General features: G+C 32.5%; 16 protein-coding genes. 7 read left to right on the forward strand and 9 right to left on the reverse strand.

Features of this window, described 5'->3' with window-relative positions:
- Positions 1-15: 15 nt before the first annotated feature.
- Complete coding sequence (locus tag FHK87_RS22935; protein WP_140597214.1) at positions 16-1455, forward strand: S41 family peptidase; 1440 nt, start codon at positions 16-18, stop codon at positions 1453-1455.
- A 70-nt stretch (positions 1456-1525) separates the two neighbouring features.
- Here the strand turns inward: FHK87_RS22935 and mnmE are convergent, their stop codons facing one another.
- Positions 1526-2917, reverse strand: coding sequence for a tRNA uridine-5-carboxymethylaminomethyl(34) synthesis GTPase MnmE (gene mnmE, locus FHK87_RS22940; protein ID WP_140597215.1), 1392 nt, complete (start codon positions 2915-2917; stop codon positions 1526-1528).
- Between the two features lie 133 nt (positions 2918-3050).
- Between mnmE and FHK87_RS22945 the strand changes: the two genes are divergently transcribed.
- Together FHK87_RS22945 and FHK87_RS22950 are read left to right on the forward strand one after the other, a co-directional pair.
- Positions 3051-3374 carry a DUF4870 domain-containing protein gene (locus tag FHK87_RS22945; protein WP_140597216.1) on the forward strand — a complete coding sequence of 108 codons (324 nt, stop codon included), beginning with the start codon at positions 3051-3053 and terminating at the stop codon, positions 3372-3374.
- 93 nt (positions 3375-3467) lie between these two features.
- On the forward strand, positions 3468-3806 hold the full coding sequence (locus FHK87_RS22950; protein ID WP_140597217.1) for a DUF4870 domain-containing protein: 339 nt from the start codon (positions 3468-3470) through the stop codon (positions 3804-3806).
- A 48-nt stretch (positions 3807-3854) separates the two neighbouring features.
- Here FHK87_RS22950 and FHK87_RS22955 read toward each other — a convergent pair whose 3' ends face one another.
- Together FHK87_RS22955 and FHK87_RS22960 are read right to left on the reverse strand one after the other, a co-directional pair.
- A complete protein-coding gene (locus FHK87_RS22955; RefSeq protein WP_140597218.1) occupies positions 3855-5105 on the reverse strand; it encodes an ammonium transporter in 1251 nt (416 codons plus the stop codon).
- Between the two features lie 52 nt (positions 5106-5157).
- On the reverse strand, positions 5158-5496 hold the full coding sequence (locus FHK87_RS22960; RefSeq protein WP_140597219.1) for a P-II family nitrogen regulator: 339 nt from the start codon (positions 5494-5496) through the stop codon (positions 5158-5160).
- Positions 5497-5968: 472 nt separating this feature from the next.
- Between FHK87_RS22960 and gltB the strand changes: the two genes are divergently transcribed.
- From gltB to FHK87_RS22975, 3 genes are all read left to right on the forward strand, one after another.
- A complete protein-coding gene (gene gltB / locus FHK87_RS22965; RefSeq protein WP_140597220.1) occupies positions 5969-10468 on the forward strand; it encodes a glutamate synthase large subunit in 4500 nt (1499 codons plus the stop codon).
- Between the two features lie 13 nt (positions 10469-10481).
- Complete coding sequence (locus FHK87_RS22970; protein WP_140597221.1) at positions 10482-11945, forward strand: glutamate synthase subunit beta; 1464 nt, start codon at positions 10482-10484, stop codon at positions 11943-11945.
- A 155-nt stretch (positions 11946-12100) separates the two neighbouring features.
- On the forward strand, positions 12101-13243 hold the full coding sequence (locus FHK87_RS22975; protein WP_226294387.1) for an esterase-like activity of phytase family protein: 1143 nt from the start codon (positions 12101-12103) through the stop codon (positions 13241-13243).
- A 74-nt stretch (positions 13244-13317) separates the two neighbouring features.
- Here the strand turns inward: FHK87_RS22975 and FHK87_RS22980 are convergent, their stop codons facing one another.
- The 3 genes from FHK87_RS22980 to FHK87_RS22990 all read right to left on the reverse strand — a co-directional run bounded on the left by FHK87_RS22980 (position 13318) and on the right by FHK87_RS22990 (position 17737).
- Positions 13318-14757, reverse strand: coding sequence for a serine hydrolase domain-containing protein (locus tag FHK87_RS22980; protein ID WP_140597223.1), 1440 nt, complete (start codon positions 14755-14757; stop codon positions 13318-13320).
- A 155-nt stretch (positions 14758-14912) separates the two neighbouring features.
- Positions 14913-17378: a M56 family metallopeptidase gene (locus tag FHK87_RS22985; RefSeq protein WP_140597224.1), complete on the reverse strand. Its 2466-nt coding sequence runs from the start codon at positions 17376-17378 to the stop codon at positions 14913-14915.
- Positions 17378-17737 (reverse strand): BlaI/MecI/CopY family transcriptional regulator, encoded by a 360-nt coding sequence (locus FHK87_RS22990; RefSeq protein ID WP_140597225.1) that lies wholly within the window; start codon positions 17735-17737, stop codon positions 17378-17380. The genes FHK87_RS22985 and FHK87_RS22990 overlap by 1 nt, the downstream gene beginning before the upstream one ends.
- A gap of 215 nt (positions 17738-17952) precedes the next feature.
- Here FHK87_RS22990 and FHK87_RS22995 point away from each other — a divergent pair, with 215 nt between their 5' ends.
- Positions 17953-19242 carry a carboxymuconolactone decarboxylase family protein gene (locus FHK87_RS22995; RefSeq protein ID WP_140597226.1) on the forward strand — a complete coding sequence of 430 codons (1290 nt, stop codon included), beginning with the start codon at positions 17953-17955 and terminating at the stop codon, positions 19240-19242.
- Positions 19243-19277: 35 nt separating this feature from the next.
- On the opposite strand, the gene FHK87_RS23000 is transcribed toward FHK87_RS22995, so the two are convergent.
- The 3 genes from FHK87_RS23000 to FHK87_RS23010 form a co-directional block, all read right to left on the reverse strand.
- Positions 19278-20213 carry a threonine ammonia-lyase gene (locus tag FHK87_RS23000; protein ID WP_140597227.1) on the reverse strand — a complete coding sequence of 312 codons (936 nt, stop codon included), beginning with the start codon at positions 20211-20213 and terminating at the stop codon, positions 19278-19280.
- A gap of 11 nt (positions 20214-20224) precedes the next feature.
- Complete coding sequence (locus FHK87_RS23005) at positions 20225-20881, reverse strand: spermidine synthase (protein ID WP_226294388.1); 657 nt, start codon at positions 20879-20881, stop codon at positions 20225-20227.
- A 70-nt stretch (positions 20882-20951) separates the two neighbouring features.
- A complete protein-coding gene (locus FHK87_RS23010; protein WP_140597228.1) occupies positions 20952-21278 on the reverse strand; it encodes a GRAM domain-containing protein in 327 nt (108 codons plus the stop codon).
- Between the last annotated feature and the right edge of the window lie 119 nt (positions 21279-21397).

Genomic DNA, 21397 nt, shown 5'->3' on the forward strand with positions numbered 1-21397 from the left:
TATAAAATTATACATATGAGTATTAAACTATTACAAAGTAAGTTGCTATTCTTATCGATATTAGTGTTACTATTTTTTACAGCATGTAAAACTGAAAAGCATGAAAAAACAAACCCTTTATATGGTAGTTGGAAATCAATAGGATATGGAAAATTTCTGGTTTTAGATTCGATATCCTACACATTTTATGATTATACGAAGATTTCATGCTTGCCAGCTCAAAAAGGAGATATTTCTTTATTAGAGAATAGAATGCATATTAAAAACGATACGTTACTTATTTCTAAAGGAACAAGCGTATATTCTTATGTAAAAACAAATCAACTGCCAAAAGTTTGCAATCAAAAACTTTCAGAAAAAGATATCAATGATCCTGAATTCAATTTTGAGGTTTATGCAAAAACAATAGGAGAACATTATGCCTATTTTGAGTATAATAATATTAAGTGGGATAGTTTATATACAGTAACAAGGCAAAAGGTTACACCACAAACCACTGATGTAGAATTATATCAAATCATAGAAAAACTTATAGAAACCATACATGATAATCATGGGTATATCGAACAAACAGACGAAGTCTATGAAGCAGTAGAGAAATTAAATACAAATGTTGAAGAACAGGAAGATATGCCGGAATACGGAGATTTTCAGATAGCTCAAATGGTTTCAGATCAATATCTGAATGAGGATATGACTAAAGACACAGGTTTGGTCAATTGGGGAATTACAAAAGCAAATATCGGATACATTCAATTAAAAACGATGTGGTTATTTGCTGATTTGAACTTGTCTAAAGAAGATATTGAGGCAAAAGGATATGTTGATGCTTATGTAGATGCTTTTACAAAGCTCAATGAAGGAGAGTATATTAAAAAAGAAAAAGCAGGAGCTTCTAAAATCATGGATCGAGTAATGGATGATTTGAAGGATACAGATGCCATAATTTTGGATATAAGATTTAATGGGGGAGGGCAAGATGCTGTTGCTTTAGAAGTGATAAAAAGATTCAACAACCAAACAAGAATAATTGCTACCAAGAAAACAAGAGTAGGTAATAGATATACAAAACCTATTACAATTACTCTGGAAGCTTCAAGTCGACCCTATTTAAAACCAGTGTATTTATTAACTTCTCAACAAACGGGTAGTGCCGCAGAGATGGCTACTATTGCTACACTATCTTTAAAACATGTTAAACGCATAGGGGCACATACACAAGGAGCAAATTCAGACGCTTTAGAAAAGCGTTTGCCTAATGGTTGGTATTTTACCACATCAAATGAGATGTATTTGGGGCCTAAAGGAAAATGTTATGAAAATACAGGAATCCCAGTAGATCACAAATTAGATTATCCTGAAGATCGACAAACATTTTTTAGAAAAATTGCAAATCATCTAGAGCAAGATCAGGTCACCATATTAGAAGCAATTGATGCATTGGATACAAGATGATTAAAATCGTGCAAGATCATAATTGTTGATAAAGAAAATGTTCTGCGATATATTGGTTTGATTTCTATAATTACTTCCCGATACAGAAATTAGCAAAAATATTTCCTAAGACATCATCATTTGTAATTTCTCCTGTGATTTCGCCAAAATGATATAGTGCTTGACGAATGTCTATAGCCATAAGATCACCAGATAGGCCATTATCTATGCCATACTGCACTTTTTGAATTTCTTCTAAAGCTTTTAGCAAAGAATCATAGTGCCTTGTATTTGTAACAATGGTTTCATTATTACGCAATGCACCAGTATTCACAAATTCAAGAAGTTTACTTTGTAATTCTTCGACGCCTATACCTTGTTTAGCAGAAAGCAAGAGTATATTTCCTATTTCAGAAGTAAGATAGTTTGCTTGATTCTCATCAAGTTTATCTACTTTGTTTGCAACAATGAGTAGAGGTTTTTGAGGATATTTATTTTTAATTTTTCCAATTTCAGTTTTTAATTCATGTACACTATCTTCTGTTAATTGTGAACTATCAACCAAATAAATAACTACTTGTGCTTGTTCAATTTTTTCAAAAGTTTTTTGTATACCAATACTTTCTACTACGTCCTTGGTATCTCTAATCCCGGCAGTGTCAATAAATCTAAAACTTATACCTCCTATATTAATTTCATCTTCTATAGTGTCTCGAGTAGTTCCGGCAATATCAGAAACAATTGCTCTTTCTTCATTAAGTAACGCATTAAGTAAAGTAGATTTTCCAACATTTGGTTCACCCACAATGGCAACCGGAATCCCATTTTTGATCACATTTCCAACTGCAAAAGAATCGATAAGGCGTTTTAATACATTTGTAATCCTGGATATTAGGTCTTTAAATTGCTTACGATCGGCAAATTCAACATCTTCCTCAGCAAAATCGAGTTCTAGCTCGATTAGAGAAGCAAAATTCATCAATTCTTCTCTTAGTTTTTCGATTTCATTAGAAAAACCACCTCTCATTTGTTGCATAGCAATTTGATGAGATGCTTCAGAATCTGAGGCAATTAAGTCTGCAACGGCTTCAGCTTGAGATAAATCTAATTTCCCATTAATAAATGCCCGTAATGTAAACTCTCCGGCACCAGCCATTCTACAACCTTTACGAAGCAGCAATTGAATAATTTCTTGTTGTATGTACGTAGATCCATGACAAGAAATTTCAACTGTTGGTTCTCCTGTATAGGAAGAAGTTCCTTTGAAAATAGAGACGAGCACTTCGTCTAACACTCGTTTGTTATCAACAATATGTCCTAAATGAATAGTATGACTTTTTTGTTCTAATAAATTTTTAGCACTAACAGACTTGAAGATAGAAGAACAAATTGATAATGCTTCTTTTCCTGAAACTCTAATCACTGCAATAGCTCCTGCGCCAGAAGGTGTAGCCAAAGCTACAATAGTATCATGTGAAATCATATATACAAACTAAAAATGCAAAAATAAAGATTAATAAGAGTAATAAAAGAGATGCAAATCAAACTTTTATAAAATATAGTTAGGTAAAATATTCCTATTATTGCAGAAACATATATCCTTTTCCATTTTAAGCATGTTAAGAGAAGATAAATCACTACTAGTTTTGATGCATATCAGTGCACTTTTTTCAGGTTTTGTAGGTCCTTTACTAATTTGGACAACACAAAAAGAAAAAATCCTTGATATGGATGAGCATGGTAAAGAAGCCATTAACTTTCAGCTTACACAACTTATATTCTTAATTGTTATATTATTTTTTGGATTTATATGCTTTATAGGATTCATAATTTTTCCTTTCTGGATGATATTTATGTACGTTTTTCCAATTATTAGTGCTATCAACGCTAATAATAACAAACCACCATATTATCCCTTAGTTATAAAATTTATTGTATAAAGTAAATGTAACAAAATAGTAATTTGAACGTCAAATTAGTAAAATTGCTAAAATAATTAGCAATCATCATTCATCTATCAAAAACATCAAATTATGAAAGAAGATAAATCATTATTAGTATTCACCCATTTATCACAATTATTAGATTTAATAACCGGAATAGGAGGCTTTTTGATACCCTTATTACTTTGGTTAACTCAAAAAGATAAAGTATTAGCTATGAATGAGCATGGTAAATCAATTCTGAATTTTCAGATTAGTATGTTTATTTACGCATTAGCATGTATTCCATTAACTTTTTTATTTGGGTTAGGAACATTAGGGCTTACCGTTATAGCTGTTTTTTGTTTTGTATTTCCTATTATAAATGCAATCAAAGCGAATAATGGAGAAAAACCTTTGTATCCCTTATCTTTGAAGATTATTGAATAAAAAAAGAGGATGTAAATCCTCTTTCTCAGTTTATATGGTATAAAAGTTTTAATGTTGGTTAATTCTAAAATCGGGATAAGCATCCATTCCATGTTCATGGCTATCTAAACCATCTATTTCTTCTTTTTCAGAAACTCGTATGCCTATTGTCTTTTTAAGGGAGAAAATGATAATAAAAGAGGTTGTCAAACAAAAACCTCCTACAATTAATACACTAATACCTTGTACCAAAAATTGGTCGATACTTGCTTTTGCCCCAAAAATCCCTACAGCAAGAGTTCCCCAAACACCACAAATTAGATGTACAGCAATAGCACCAACCGGATCATCTAATTTTAGTTTGTCTATTAGCGCTACTCCAAGAACAATAATAATTCCTGCAAGGAAACCAATAATTACAGCTTCGTTAGGAGACATTAAATCGGCCCCGGCTGTAATACCAACTAATCCTCCTAATATTCCATTTAAAAACATTGTAAGATCATAGTTTTTGTATAGAATTGTAGAAAGTATGAATGCTCCAACACCACCAGCAGCGGCAGAAAGACATGTAGTTACTAGAACAAGAGATGTTCCTGCAGGATCAGCAGATAAAACAGATCCTCCATTAAATCCAAACCATCCTAACCATAGGATAAGTACGCCAGCAGAGGCTAAAGGAATATTATGACCAGGAATTGCTTGTGGTTTCCCTTCAGAACTAAATTTACCAATTCTTGATCCTAATAGCGCTACTGCAATTAATGCTGCCCAGCCTCCTACAGAATGTACTAATGTAGAACCCGCAAAATCATAAAAACCTTTTGCCTCTCCAATAGTTAGGGTAGATAAAAATCCTTTTCCCCAATGCCAAGAACCAACAATAGGATAGACCAGACCTACATATACAACAGTAAATATCATGAACGCTCCCAGTTTAATACGTTCTGCAACAGCACCGGATACTATTGTTGCCGCCGTTGCTGCAAACATTCCTTGAAATAAGAAATCTGTCCACCATGTGTATCCTCCTTCTGCATATTCAGGAGTCATACCATTAGCAGGTGCGGCAATTCCAAAACCTGCGAACTTTAAAAACCCTGAATCTCCTTCTTCAAACCCCGGATACATAAGATTGAACCCTCCAATATAATATAATAAAAGCCCTACACAGATAATAAATACGTTCTTAAATAAAATGTTGATTGTGTTTTTTTGACGAGTTAATCCTATTTCTAAGAAAGAAAATCCTAAATGCATAAAAAATACCAGTGCAGTACACACCATCATCCATACATTATTCGTAGTTAAAAGTTCCATTGTTTAATTACTATTAAAATTATTTTTTGTTTTCAGTTGGGTTAATTATATCTTAATTTAAAGTACTTCCACCTTTTTCTGAAGTCCTAATACGATATGCTTCTTTGATATCAGAAACAAATATTTTTCCATCGCCTACTTCTCCTGTTTTAGCAGCTTCAAGAATTGCAGAGATAGCCACCTCTTCAAAATCATCATTAACAACTATCGATAAGTATCTTCTTTGTATATCTGTTGTACTATAAGAAATTCCTCTGTAGACACTTCCTTTTTTTTCATGTCCAACTCCCGTTACATCCCAATATGAGAAAAACATTACTCCTTTTTCATGTAAAGCTTCCTTTACAGCACGATATTTTGACCTTCTTATGATTGCTTCAATTTTCTTCATAAAGAATAAAAAGTTAAAATTAATGTTAAATCTTGATCAAAAGTATATTAATTTATTTTTTACACCCAAAAAATATAGGGTTTAGTCTTGATTTTTGTCAATTTATAATATTTAACCCATAAATAATTAGGGGTATGTATTTTTTAGTTGAAAAAATAAGATTTTTATTATTCATAATTGATGAATTTGTAACGAAAACGTTTTAGTTGGTATTTATTTATAATTAAAATGTCATTTCTTTGATAAATTGACATCTAAAACTCCTTTTTATCTAAAAAGTACATTGTAATATTCGTAATTAGAAGCAGATATTTTGTGATTATTTTATTCTAAAAGCAGTTTTTTTGGAGAGCTCAGAAAAGTAATGCCGAATGATTCCTTTTTCTTTTACATTTTTTAACGATTAGTTAATTTCAACACATCAAAACATAAAACTCAGTTAGTATTTTTTATAATTATATCAGAAAATAATATGAAGAAACAAGGAATGTATCTACCAGAATTTGAACACGACGCCTGCGGTGCCGGGTTCATATGTAGTTTAGAAGGGAAAAAATCAAATGATATAATTCATAAGGCATTAGAAATATTAGAAAAGTTAGAGCATAGAGGTGCAGTCAGTGCAGATGGAAAAACAGGAGATGGTGCGGGTATCTTGATCGATATACCTCATGATTTTTTTATTGAGCATTGCGATTTTGACCTTCCTAAAGCAGGAGAATATGCAGTCAGCAATGTTTTTCTACCTAAAAAAGAAAATCAAAGACAATTTTGTATTGATACTTTTGAAAAAAATATCGTCGATCAAGGATTGGTATTATTAGGTTGGAGAGATGTTCCTGTAGATCATATACATTTAGGAGAAATAGCAGCGAATACAGAACCTTTTATTAAACAAATATTTATTGGTAAAGAGAATGAAGGTCAAACCTACTTTGATTTTAACCTAAAGTTGTTTACTGCAAGAAAAATTACAGAGCATGCAATATATAGTTCTAAACTTTCTGAAAATAAATTTTTCTACTTACCGAGCTTATCTACCAAAACTTTAATATTTAAAGGATTATTAATGCCTGAAGATATTAAGTTGTATTATAAAGATTTATTAGATCCAAAAGTGGTTACGCGTTTGGCGTTGGTTCATCAGCGGTTTTCTACGAATACTTTTCCAACATGGGATTTGGCACAACCCTTTCGATATATGTGTCATAATGGAGAGATCAATACCCTTAGAGGAAATGTTACTCGTATGCGATCTAGAGAAGAACTATTAAAGAGCGATTGGTTTGGAGAAAATATTAAAAAGATACTTCCTGTAGTTTTAAAAGGAAAATCAGATTCAGCTTCAATGGATATGGTTGTAGAATTATTATTAATGACTGGTAGATCCTTACCAGAAGTCATGATGATGATGGTACCTGAAGCTTGGGAGAAAAACCCGGAGATGTCAGAAGCCAAAAAAGCATTCTACGAATATAATTCTTGTGCAATGGAGCCTTGGGACGGTCCGGCATCGATACCTTTTACAGATGGTAATTATATAGGAGCTGTATTGGATAGAAATGGGCTTCGCCCATCACGATATAGTGTAACCAAAGATGGATATGTAATTATGTCCTCAGAAACCGGTGTTGTTGATCTTGATCCCAGTAACATTGAATATCATGGTAGATTAGAACCTGGTAAAATGTTTTTGGTTAATATGGATGAGGGAAGGATTGTAAATGATGAGGAAATAAAAGAAAAAATTGCATCACAACATCCATATAGAGAATGGTTAGATAATAATTTGGTGCATCTTAAAGATATCCCTTACAATGATTGTCCTTTATTTTTAGGAGAAGAAACCATAGAAAAACGAAAAGAAGTATTCGGATATACTCAAGAAGATATAGACACAATTATTGTTCCCATGGGGCAATTGGGAAAAGAACCTATAGGCTCTATGGGTTCTGATACACCTATTGCAGTACTCTCAGAAAGACCACAATTGATTTATAATTACTTTAAACAACTATTTGCACAAGTTACAAATCCGCCATTAGATGGTATTAGAGAAGAGTTAATTTGTGATATTAGCCTTACGCTAGGAGAAGACTATAATATTTTTGATATTGATGAGAAGCACTGTAATAAATTAAAGATTCAAAACCCTGTTATTTCAAAGGAAGATTTGGATAAAATTAAAACCTATACTGAAAAAGGTTTCAAATCTACATCTGTTTCTGTACTATATAATATCAATAGGGGATTAAATGGTCTGGAAGATGCATTAGAAAAAGTTCTCAAAGATGCCTCTGATGCTATAGATCAAGGAACTAATATTATTATTCTTTCTGATAGAAATGTAAGTAAGCATAGAGCTCCTATTCCGGCATTGTTGGCTTGTTCTTATGTAAATAGTGGATTGCAAAAACTAGGAAAACGGTCTAAAGTAAGTATTATTATTGAGTCTGCAGAACCTAGAGAAGTACATCATTTTGCCTTGTTATTTGGATATGGGGCGAGTGCTATTAATCCCTATATGGTTAATGAGATTTTAGCTGAACAAATTACAGAACATACGATAACAGATCTTACTTTTGAAGATGCTGTCGTAAATTATAATAAAGCGGTAGGTAAAGGAGTATTAAAAGTGATGAATAAGATTGGAATTTCGACACTTAATTCTTATCGAAGCTCACAATTATTCGAATGTATAGGTATTAATACTAAAGTAGTAAATCAATATTTTCCGAATACTGCTACACGTATTGAAGGTATTGGATTATATGAAATCGAAAAAGAAATCGCTAAAAGACATAAGAGAGCGTACGCAGAAAGAGAGATTGATTCAAATTTGGATCTAGAAATAGGAGGACAGTACCGATGGAGACGTAATGGAGAAAAACATCAATTTAATCCATTATCAGTAGCCAAATTACAAAAATCAGTTAGAGATAATGATCCTAAAACATACAAAGAATATGCAAAACTAATCAATGAGCAATCCAAAGCATTAATGACGATTAGAGGGTTGCTGGAATTTTCTAATTTTGATCCTATTCCTATTGATGAAGTAGAACCATGGACAGAAATAGTAAAACGTTTCAAAACCGGAGCTATGTCCTATGGTTCAATCAGTCAGGAAGCGCATGAGAATCTTGCTATTGCCATGAATCGTATCGGTGGTAAAAGTAATTCGGGAGAAGGAGGGGAAAATCCACTTAGATTTTATAAAAATGTAAATGGAGATTGGAAAAACAGTGCAATAAAACAGGTTGCTTCAGGTAGGTTCGGAGTATCCTCAAATTACCTGACGAATGCTGCAGAAATTCAAATCAAAATGGCGCAAGGGGCCAAACCCGGAGAAGGAGGGCAATTACCAGGTCCAAAAGTAAATCCGGAAATTGCCAAAACGCGTAATTCAACACCTTATGTTGGCTTGATTTCACCACCTCCGCATCATGATATCTATTCAATAGAAGATTTATCACAGTTGATTTATGATCTGAAGTCTGCAAATAGAACTGCAAGGATTAATGTAAAATTAGTCTCAGAAGTAGGAGTAGGTACTGTGGCTGCGGGAGTCGCCAAAGCAAAAGCAGATGTAGTTCTTATTTCAGGATTTGATGGAGGTACGGGAGCGTCTCCATTAACATCATTAAAACATGCAGGATTACCATGGGAGTTAGGTATTGCAGAAGCACAGCAAACTTTGGTAGGAAACAATTTGAGAAGTAGAATTGTACTTGAATGTGATGGACAATTAAAGACAGGTCGAGATGTTGCCGTAGCTTGTCTGTTGGGAGCAGAAGAATTTGGATTTGCAACAGCACCATTAGTGGCTTCAGGATGTATCATGATGCGTGTTTGTCATTTGAACACCTGTCCGGTAGGGATCGCTACGCAAAACCCTGAATTGCGTAAAAAATTCAAAGGTAAACCAGAACATGTTGTGAATTACATGTACTTCGTAGCACAAGAATTAAGAGAAATAATGGCTCAGCTTGGCTTTAGAACAGTCAATGAAATGGTTGGTCAGGTAAGTAAACTGGATCATAATAAAGCAATAGAGCATTATAAGGCTGCAGGAGTAGATCTTACACCTATTTTACATCAAGTAGAAGCGCCAGAAGGAGTAGATATTTATAACACAGAAATTCAAGATCATGGGCTAGGCGGATCTATAGATTTTGAGATAATAGAACAAGCACATCCCGCATTATTCCGTAAAGAAAAAACGACCTTAGACTTTGATGTTACTAATACCGATCGAGCAGTAGGAGCAATACTAAGCAATGAAATTTCAAAAATATATGGAGCTCAAGGGTTACCTGATAATACACTTAAACTCAATTTTACAGGTGCTGCCGGACAAAGTTTTGGAGCATTTGCGACCAAAGGATTGACAATGATTGTAAATGGTAATACCAACGATTATTTAGGAAAAGGACTTTCTGGAGCAAAATTAGTTATCAAAGTTCCTGATGAAGCAACAATTATTCCCGAAAATAATATTATTACCGGTAATGTGACTTTGTATGGTGCTACAGCAGGAGAAGTATATATTAATGGTAAAGCAGGTGAACGTTTCTGTGTACGTAATTCTGGAGCGAGAGCGGTTGTAGAAGGAATCGGAGATCACGGATGTGAATATATGACCGGTGGAGTTGCAGTAATTCTTGGTGAAGTTGGTAGAAATTTTGGAGCAGGTATGTCAGGAGGGATTGCATATATCTATGATGCGAAAAAAACGTTTGAAGCACATTGTAATAAAGAAGCCCTTAACCTTGATCCTGTTGTAGAACAGAAAGATATCACTGAGCTAAAAGAATTAATAGAGAGCCATTATAATGCGACATTGAGCCCGTTGGCGCAAAGAATTCTGGAAAATTGGGAAAAAGAACTACCAAAGTTTATCAAAATATTCCCCGAAGAATACAAACAGGCATTAAAAAGATTAGAAGAAGAAAAACTAGCACAAGCATAAAACGATAATAGAAATGGGAAAGACAACTGGATTTTTAGAATTTGAAAGAGAAATAGAGCAATATTTGCCTGTTGAAGATCGTATTAAGCATTATAATGAGTTTACAAAGGTGATGCCCGAAAAGAAACTCAAAGATCAAGGTGCTAGGTGTATGGATTGTGGAATTCCGTTTTGCCATAGTGGATGCCCATTAGGGAATTTAATTCCAGATTTTAATGATGCGGTTTATCGAGGGAAATGGAAAAAAGCAGCAAATATCTTACATGCTACCAATAATTTTCCTGAATTTACTGGTAGATTATGCCCGGCACCATGTGAAGAAGCTTGTGTATTAGGAATCAATGAAGATCCGGTTACCATAGAAAATATTGAAAAAAATATTGTAGAAGAAGCTTTTAAAAATGGATGGGTCGTAGCAAATCCCCCTAGGGAAAGAACAGGGAAAAAAGTCGCTGTTATCGGGTCAGGCCCCTCTGGATTAGCAGCAGCACAACAACTAAATCGCGCAGGGCATTTGGTAACAGTATTCGAAAGAGATGAAAAAGTAGGAGGATTATTACGATATGGAATTCCGGATTTTAAAATGGAAAAACATATTATAGATCGTCGTGTTGATATTTTGGAAGAAGAAGGAATCATATTTAAGACCAATACTCATATAGGTAAAGATGTCAAAGCAGAACAAATAAAAGCAGATTTTGATGCTGTAGTATTATGCACAGGAGCAACTGTTCGACGTACTTTACCAATCAAAGGCTCTGATTTCAAAGGAGTAGTACAAGCGATGGACTTTTTACCACAGAATAATAGGAGAGTGGATGGGGTCAAAGATTTGGGAGAAGAAATTCTAGCAACGGATAAAAATGTAATAGTTATAGGAGGAGGAGATACGGGGTCTGATTGTATAGGAACCTCAGTGCGTCATGGAGCAACTTCGGTGACCAATTTTGAGATTATGAATAAGGGTACAACGGATCGACCAGAAAATCAACCGTGGCCGTTTTGGCCGATGCGTTTACGTACCAGCTCTTCTCATCAAGAAGGAGTTGATCGTCATTGGAGTATCTCTACCAAACAGTTTTTAGGAGATGAAGATGGAAACTTGAAAGGTTTAATAACTACAGAGGTAGAATGGATAAAAGAAAATGGACGGTTTGCATTGAAAGAGGTTCCAAATACCGAAAAAGAATGGAAATGTGAACTGGCACTTCTCGCGTTGGGTTTTACAGGTTCAGAGCCTACTATTGCAGAGCAACTAGGAATCGATATGGACACCAGAACAAATATTAAAGCAGCAGAAAATACCTATGCTACAAACGTAAAAGGAGTATTTGCTGCAGGAGATTCCAGAAGAGGTCAATCACTTATTGTATGGGCAATCGCAGAAGGTAGACAAGCAGCATATCATGTTGATAGCTATTTGATGGGAAGTTCTAATTTACCATTGAAAGGAGAAGGGGATTTACCAAGGATTTAATTTCGTTTTATAATTTTAATATTAAGAAGAAAAGCTGCTAACAGATGAATTAGCAGCTTTTGTTTTTGTAAAATAATGTTAACATAATAGTAATTATAAATTCACATTTGATTTATTTTTTCTTTTGTCATTGCATGTATCAAAAATCACAAAACATGAAAAACTCATTCATTTGCATATTACTTTTAGTATGCACATTATTAAATTCTTGTATTACTGATGATTACAGCGGTAATCCAATCACAAAACCAACTACTATTAGTAATTTACAATTTATTGGAGAACAAATCATTCCTGATGGTCAAACTTTTAAAGGTTCTACCATAGGAGGGTTGTCTAGTATTGATTATTACAATGGTACGTATTATATTATTAGTGACGATCCTAATGCACCAATTCGATTCTATACTGCTCATTTGACATTTGATAATACTAGTTTTTCTAAGGTCGAAATTACTAATCAAGTAGAGTTATTAAATGATAACGGAGCCTCTTTTGCAGATCAAGAAGTTGATCCTGAGGCTATTCGTTTTGATCCTAGAAGTAGATCTATTATCTGGACTAGTGAAGGTTTTGCAAATAATAATATTGCTCCTTCTGTAAAAGAAGCTTCTTTGCGAGGAAAGTTTAGATCAGAGTTTATGACACCTGATATTTTTAAAGAAAATACTGCTGATTCGGGAGTAAGGAATAATGGTGTTTTTGAAGGCCTTTCGTTAAGTGTTGATCATAAAGGATATTGGGTGGCTATGGAGCTTCCTTTACTTCAAGATGGAGATGCGCCTGTTTTTGGGATGGATACAGACTCACCGGTACGTATTTCTTTTATTGATAGAAAAACAAAAGAATTTGGTCGTCAATTTGCGTATGAGCTGGATCCAGTTGCGAGAGATGGAGGATTTAAGGTAAATGGTGTTGTCGAAATATTACAATATAACAAAGATAGGTTTCTAGTTCTTGAGCGTTCTTTTGCTTCTGGAACAGACGATGGGGGTAATGATGTACGTATTTATGATGTTGATGCTAGTGAAGCAACAGATATTTCAAATATGTCATCACTTAAAAATGCTAATTATAAAAAGGCTACTAAGACATTATTGTTTGACTTTAATTCAATTCGTGATCAATTATCTACTGTACCAGGAGGATCAGCAAATGTAGTTGATAATATTGAAGGCATGACTTTTGGGCCGGATTTACCAAATGGAAATAAATCTTTGGTTTTAGTTTCGGATAATAATTTTAGCGCATTTGGAGCACAACTTAACCAGTTTATTGCTTTAGAAGTACTGCCATAGATAGAAAAGATATCTTTTTAATAAAACAAAAGGCCTTTCATTATATAAGATGAAGGGCCTTTTGACTGCTACTACTATTTTACATTTTTTAACTTACTTTCAAGCTCCTTTATTTTTTGAACTCCATGTTTGTTTTCCGGATTGCGTTCTACAGATTTTTTATAAAATTCAACAGAGGCTTTATAATTTTTATTTATTTCATGACCTTCTCCGAGACTGTCATAAACATTCCATGAATCAGGATATTCTCTCACATTTAATTCAAAGATTTTTATCGCATCTTCAATCCTTGATTTTGCCATTGCATACCCTATTCTGTTAAGTGTTCTTTCAAAGTTGGTATTAGGATTTTTGTTGCTGATTTTAGTATAATTTTCTATAGCTTTATCTGTAGTAAGGTTAAAGAAACCATTAGTGACTTGCTCTTTTATTATTGATTCTTTATCAATATAGGTGGGATTAACTATCCCTGCGATATGATTAATAATTTTGTTGTGTACAGGGTAATATTTAAAACCATTTGTAAGTATAATTATAGTCATATCATCATCAACAAACTTTCTAAAACCACTAACACCACCACCTGTAAAACCAATTGACATTTTATTCTGAATAGGATATAAACCCCATCCATGTAAAAATTTACTTTTTTGATCTTTGAATGAAAAATCACTCCACATTAAATTTTTGGTGTTTTTTTGTAAAAATGTATTATTATCAAAATTTTGATTCCATTTTATAAGTTCTTGAAGTGTTATATTTAGCCCATTACCGCTGTGCGCTCTTATGCCATAATCATCTGTTGCTCCTACAAATTGATTTTTTTTGTAATCAAAACTATATTTTGCAATTCTATTTGGGATGGATTCATTAGAGTTTGATGAAAACAAAACTCCTGATTTTGGAGATAAAAATTGATTTTTGAGTACATAATCATCAAATGAAACCCCTGTTACTTTTTTGATAATAAGTGCTAGTAGCCAGTAATTGGTTTGATTATATGTAAATCTTTCTCCTGCATCAAATAGCATTTTTTCTTTGGCTAATTCTGTGAGTAATGCTTTGTCAGATTGATGACTGTCATAGTGGATCATATCTGGCAACCCCGAAGAGTGTGTGAGTAAATGTTTTATTTGAATAGCTTTCCATGCTGTAGGAATATATGTTAGATGATCATGAACGAAGTCATTCAATGTTATTTTTTCTTTTTCAATGAGTTGAAAAATAGCTGTGGCAGTTATCAGTTTGGTTGTAGAATATACTCTAAACATCGTATTTTTTGTAACAGGAGTATTCTTTTCTAGACTAGCTTTACCATAATATTGTTCATGAATTATTTTTCCATCTTTTATTATAGCCAAGGCCGCTCCCGGAATTTGATGCGTTTGCATGATATCATGCATATAAGTATTGATCTGTTGGCTTTTTTTTTCTTCGTTACTGAATGCTTTACCAATAATATGCTGACTGATTAGTACAATCAGTATTAGTATAAATGTTGAGATTGTTTTCATTTTTTGATATAATAAAGTAACTGCCTTAAATAGTCTATTTAAGTTATTAAAAACAGTTTTTTGAAGTGTTTTTTATACTAAATTGAATCAGTTTTTAGGCAGTTACCTTTTTGTTTTTAGATTGATAGAATGATATTTGTATACAATGATTTTATTTAAAAAACCATTTTAATTTTTATGGCTTGATCTAAAGAAACATTAGGATCTTCTTTTTGCAAAGATGTAATGAATTCTGGAGTTACATCATGTATTTTTAAACCATGAGCCTGGTCTGCTGTAATGTTTTTAAAGCCCATTTCTTCAAAAAGTTTAAGAAACTCCGGAGTGATATCATGAATTTTAAACGATATAATTCTTTTTAGTGGGAGGTCCCCAAATTTTGTTTTTTTGAATACTGTAATATATTGAGGGGTTACATCATGAATTTTGAGAGACAAAAGATCTTCTATAGAAAGGTCTTTGTATCCAATTTTGGCATATTCAGCAGGCATCTCAGTAGTGATATCATGAACCTTTAAAGCGATTACTTTTTTTAAAGGAATGTTTTTGTACCCTATAGCATTAAATTTTTTTACAAATTCTGGAGTTACATTATGTGTTTTTAGTGCTATTGCCTCATTTAAATCTATATTCTTATATCCTAGTTTTTCAAAAGCTGCAATAAGTTCACTTGGGTTTTGTTCTGTTTTGGATTTTGTTTTACCTGAATGGTTTGTAGAACTACTAGAATGCCCATTGGTTCCTTTCACTAATGCCGGAGTGATATCATGAATTTTAAGTTTCATGGCTTCTTTTAATGAGATATTTTTTTGCCCGGCTTTCTTATAAGCTTTGATGAGATCAGCGGTTACATTATGGATTTTTAGCTTTTTGGCTTCCTCTAATGTAATATTCGAATATCCAATGTTTTTGAAACTGTTGATAAATTCAGGAGTAACCTTGTGTATTTTTAAATCTCGGGCTTCTTTAATCGATATTTTAGAATATCCCTGATTTTTGAAAATATCTATGTAATTAGGGGTTACATTATGTATTTTTGCTTTTGTAATCTCTTTTAATGATGCTCTGGAGGTATTGAGTTTGTTGATAAAATTGATATAAGAAAGATCTACATCAAAAAGATTAAGTTTACAGATTTCGTCTATTGTATAGGCATTATACCCTAGGTTTGTGAGTTCTTTTTGATACATTTTTAACTTGTCCAAAGGAAGTGACTTGCGTATGATATCTTCAAAATTTTCTTGTGTTATAGAAATATTTTCTTTTTCTAAATAGGCAAGATAATTCGTATCAAATTCTGTTAAAAAGGAAAGTACGAGATCATTTTTTTCTACGGTTAGGTTATATTTTTCTAAAGCATTAGTAAATGCAGGATTCGCTTCAAAAATATATTTGCCGTCACCTATTTTTCCATCAAACTCACCAATAAAAGTCATTGTACCAACATCATTTGTAACGTTCATTTTTTGTTTTGTTCCTTTTGGAAATTTGGCAAAAAGCGAAGGTTCATAACATCTCGTATTAGACCAAAAACTTTTTTGTAGAGGAGCAGAGCTTCTAAACATCACACATAATTTTCCTCCTCCAACTTCTGCATCCCATGCACCTTTGGTAAAGTCACTATTAGTAATAGATGTATTTACAGATTCATCATTATTACTTATTGTTCCTTCATGTTCAGAAATAGTAGTGTCAATATGTTTTATCGGATTAAAAGACAAAACAGTAAGTGTAAGTATCGGAAGAATGATTAGGTACTTCCAACCTGATTTTGCTGTTGATTTTTTAGAATTCATCATAAGTATTCGTTTTTTGAGAAATGATTGATTGTAATTTGTTGCCAAACCTGTTGGCATATTAGGAGTTGAAACTCTTAAGAGATTCATTTGATATGATTCTTTGTCTTCTCCATGAGTAAGCATACCATCATCAGTAAGGTACTCAAGGTTATTATCTATTGCTTTTCGATACCACCATGCAAAAGGATTAAACCACTGAAACATAACCAATAATTCGACTAATAACATATCTAGACTATGTTTTCCTTTAATATGCATCTGTTCATGTTTTAGTATTTGTAGGTAGGTGTCTGGATTATACTGACTTGGATTCATAAAAATTCGATTCCAGAATGAGTAAGGAGCATGACTTTTATCAGTCTCGATAATTTTATATTCATCAAATTCTACAATAGGGTTTTTAATAATTCTATATAGTAAAACACCAAGTTGAATTATAAAATGAACTGCAAAAACAAAAACACCCAACAAGTAGATATATAGAATTAGGTTTTTCCAATCTAAAGAAGAAGGCCCAGTACTATCCGTTGATAATGTAGGAGAAGAAGATGTTACATCTGGTGATATTACAGTACTTGTATCGGGTAAGATTGATTCTGTTGTTTGCAATTGAGGAGATGTATCTGCAATAGATTCTTTTACAAAAATTGTTCTAAAAGATAAATGCTCTGGAACTGTTATAAATGGCAATGTGAATGATAAAAAAATAAGTCCCAGTAATATCCATCGATTAAGGTGATAAAAAGTTTCTTTGGCAAGAAAAAGTTTATAAATCAAATACGATAATCCTATAAGAGCCGAACTGTAAAAGATATATTCCATTATTTTTTGTTTTTAATCAATTGAAGAATTTCTTCTAATTCTTTGGGATTTAATTTTTCTTCTTTTGCAAAAAATTTAACTAGTGCCATAGGAGAGTTGTCAAAATAATTATGCACAACTTCTCCTAGTATTTCTTTTTGATATTCGTCTTTAGAAATTAAAGGGTAATACTGAAAACTATTGCCAAAGGCTACGTGATTAATAAATCCTTTCTCTTCTAAGATTTTTACTATAGTCGCGGTAGTATTATAATGAGGTTTTGGATTCGGTAACTCTTCAATGATTTCTTTGATAAAAGCTTTTTCAAGCTTCCATAAACTTTGCATGATTTGTTCTTCTCTTTTCGCTAGCTTTTGCATCGTAATAATTTTATAAAACAAACATACTACTAATCTTTTAGTTTTACAACTAATTAATTAGTATTTCTACTAATTTTTTAGTTTTTATGTGGTAAAATATTGGCTTTCAGTACTTTTTTTGTGTTTAAAAAAGAAAAAACATTTAGCAGCTATAATTTAAAAATGAAGCAAACGTTTTTTAAATTGTACCAACATAATTAACCAAACTTAAAAAGATGATACCAACACTTGCCAAGCAACTAGAATCTTCTGCAGTTGATACTAAAATCTTGAAAAAGAAATACAAACCCATGCTTGCTTTGGCAAATGAATTAATTGGAGTAGTGCCCAATGCAGATCCAATTTTAGAAATATGGCCCATAGGTTTTAGAACATATAATCTCTTGATGCCTAATTTATTGGGCTTGCCTAGCTATCTATTGAAAAAAAAGTCATTAAAAAGTTTGGTAGGTTTAGCTACTTACATCTCTAGTAAAACAGCAAATTGCTCTTATTGTACAGCGCATAGTTGTTCTTTTGCCTTAAGAAGAGGATTAGATACAAAGGTAATTACTGGAGAACGAGAACTATCACAAAAGGAAAATGCGGTTATCGAATTTGCTTCATCATTATCTAGTATACCGGTTACTTTAACAAAAGAACGCTATAATGATTTTAGAAAACATTTATCTGCTAAAGAAATAGAGAGAATCGTTTATTCTATTGGTTTGATGGGTTTTCTTAATAAGTTTATGGATGCAACAGGCATTACAATAGAGCAAAATTCTTTACAAGATGTGGGTAAATTATTGTCATCAGATGGTTGGCAACCGGGAAAACATTTTGAAGGTTCATTTGATGCCTCTGAGATACAATCAAAACCTATTCGACAAGATAGTTTCATGACTTTTTTACGAGTTTTAAAACATGCTCCCGGTGTCGTATTTCTTGAAAAAAAATGGACTAGAGGAGTTCCTGGTTCTTATGCAAGAGCAAAAGTATATCTACAAAAACATACCGGATATACTTTTCCTATATTAAAAAATATTAAGAACAGAAAAATTCTAAAAGCGATAACGACTGTTATTAAAATCAATCTAGATAAAGAAACTACACAATTAGGGTTAAGAGTCAAATATTTACTGAGTGTAGTATATTTTAAAACTGTGCAAAATGAAGTCTTAAGCAAGGACTCGCAGATGATAATCATGAAAAAAATACCTAATGTAGGAACAGATACTATAAAAAGGATAGAGAGAATAGGCACAGCTAAAATCCCTAAAAATGCTAATTATTGTAGAGCGTTATTATCAGACCTTTCTTCTAGTACTTGTTTGACAAAAGAAGAAGCTGCAGCAATTATTTTGGCAAGAGCAATGTCTGATAGCCCTGCAGAAGTAAGTGAAATTATTTTAAAAGAAATATCACCATTATTAACTCCTGAAAGTATTGTAGAATTGGGGGTTTGGATTTCTATCCAACAACTGTTTCATCGTTTGGATAGTTTTTATCGAATCGCTAATTGATCATTGATTTTTTAATGAATTTCCATAGCAAAACTTTAAAATGGTAAATTTTTGAGATCTACATTTCCGCCAGAAAGGATGATGCCTATTTTTGTATTTTCAAATCGTTGCTTTTCTTTTAATAAAGCAGCAAATGGTACAGCACAAGAAGGTTCGATAATGATTTTCATACGTTCCCAAATGAGTTGCATTGCAGATATGATTTCATCTTCTTCAACTCTTATGATCTCATCAACATAATTTTTGATAATAGGAAAATTAATGTCTCCGAGTTGTGTTTTTAAGCCATCGGCAATTGTATTTGTTGTGCTATTGGTTTCTATTTTTCCACTTTTAAGGGATCTGTAAGCGTCATCGACCTCAAAAGGTTCTCCGCCAATTACGGTGCAATCAGTACCATAAAAATGTGCCGCAAGAGCAGTTCCGGCTACTAAACCACCACCACCAACAGGGGTAAATATGTATTCTAGATAAGGATGTTCTTCAAGTAATTCTATAGCCGCAGTGCCTTGCCCCAGAATTACATCCAAGTCATTAGAAGGATGTAAAAATGTGGCTTTTTTTTCTGTTTGAATTTTGAAAGCTGTTTGTTCACGATCTTGAAGAGTAGGTGGACATTCGATGATTTCACCTCCGTACCCTTTTACAGCATCTTTTTTTACCTGTGGAGCTGTTGATGGCATTACTATGTATGCTTTTACATCAAGGCTTTTGGCAGCCAAAGATAATGCTTGAGCAAAGTTACCCGAAGAATGTGTAACCACTCCATGAGATTTCTGAATGTCTGATAACTTTGAAATAGCACTTGCTGCTCCTCTCATTTTGAAAGCTCCCATTCTTTGAAAATTTTCACATTTAAAGAATATTTGAGCCCCTGAGATATTGTTGAGTAGGGTAGAAGTAAGTACAGGTGTTCTGTGAATGTATTTTTTGATTCTTTGATGACAATCTTGTAATTCTTTTTTAGTCATGTTGCTTAAGTTTAAAGAATTTTTCCAATTAGTAAAGTGTTAGCACCTTGTACTTTGTTGTATTGATCAAAAGTGATTTGAGTTTTAAAAGTAGATATTAGTGTATCTACTTTAGTATTGTTTTTTAGATTAATACCGGCATTAAATATGACATAACCTTCCTTGTTTACCAATGATAATGTTTGTTTCCAAAACGTATGGGTGTAGAATGGTTCAGGGACTTTGTTATCGATAAAAATATCAACAATGATGAGATCAAATTTTTTGTTACAGTTATGTATATATGATAAAGCATCTTCACAGATGATTTCTAAATTATTGAGATTTTTAATTTTAAATTCATCGATCGCAATGTCTATAACTACTTGATCAATTTCTAAAGCAGTAATTTTTCCTTTATGTTCAAATGTATTTCTTAAAGACGATATGACACTTCCTCCACCTAATCCTAAAAGTAAAATATCACTTGTAGAGGAAATATTAATTTTTGTAAGACCATAGTGAAGTAATTTTTGAAGTGTTCCGTAGGAATAATTTGCATTTTGACTATCAAGTACTTTTTTCCCATTCATCCAGGTAACTTCAAGTGTGCCATTTATTGTAGACTTGATCTCTTTGGTAATCGGCCATACATAGCTAATGATTTTAGATATTATTTTTTTTTGCATGTTACTTTTACAGATCTATTACCATTAAGAAATATTTCTATTAAAACTGTTTTAGCAATATCTATATATTTCACTTTATACCCATTTTTTGATGTATTGCCTTTTGTATGGTTTTTCGTTTCTGTACCACAAATTTTTCTATCTGGTTATTTTGTAATATTATTTTTAACCCATTAGGGATGATTCCTAAAGTATTGCTCAGTTCGATTGTTTTAATGTTGGAATAGTCTATAACTAATTGATGATTTTGAATATTGAAATTATGAGACTTAAACACTATTCTTTTATTTGTAACAAAAAGTTTTCCCCCAACTCCTTCTATACCAACAAAGTGATTTGCGGGAACAGCAAATTCTATAATTTCATCTTCTAATACATCTAGTTTTACAGTAAACATCTTTTAAGTTTATGTTTTCTCAAAGATATACAAAATTACACCTTGATATTGATATAATGCTCTTGGGTTATGTACTTTAAACCAAAAAATCCAATATTACAAAAGCAGTAATATTGGAT

The organism is Aquimarina algicola (assembly GCF_006443095.1).
Taxonomy (GTDB): domain Bacteria; phylum Bacteroidota; class Bacteroidia; order Flavobacteriales; family Flavobacteriaceae; genus Aquimarina; species Aquimarina algicola.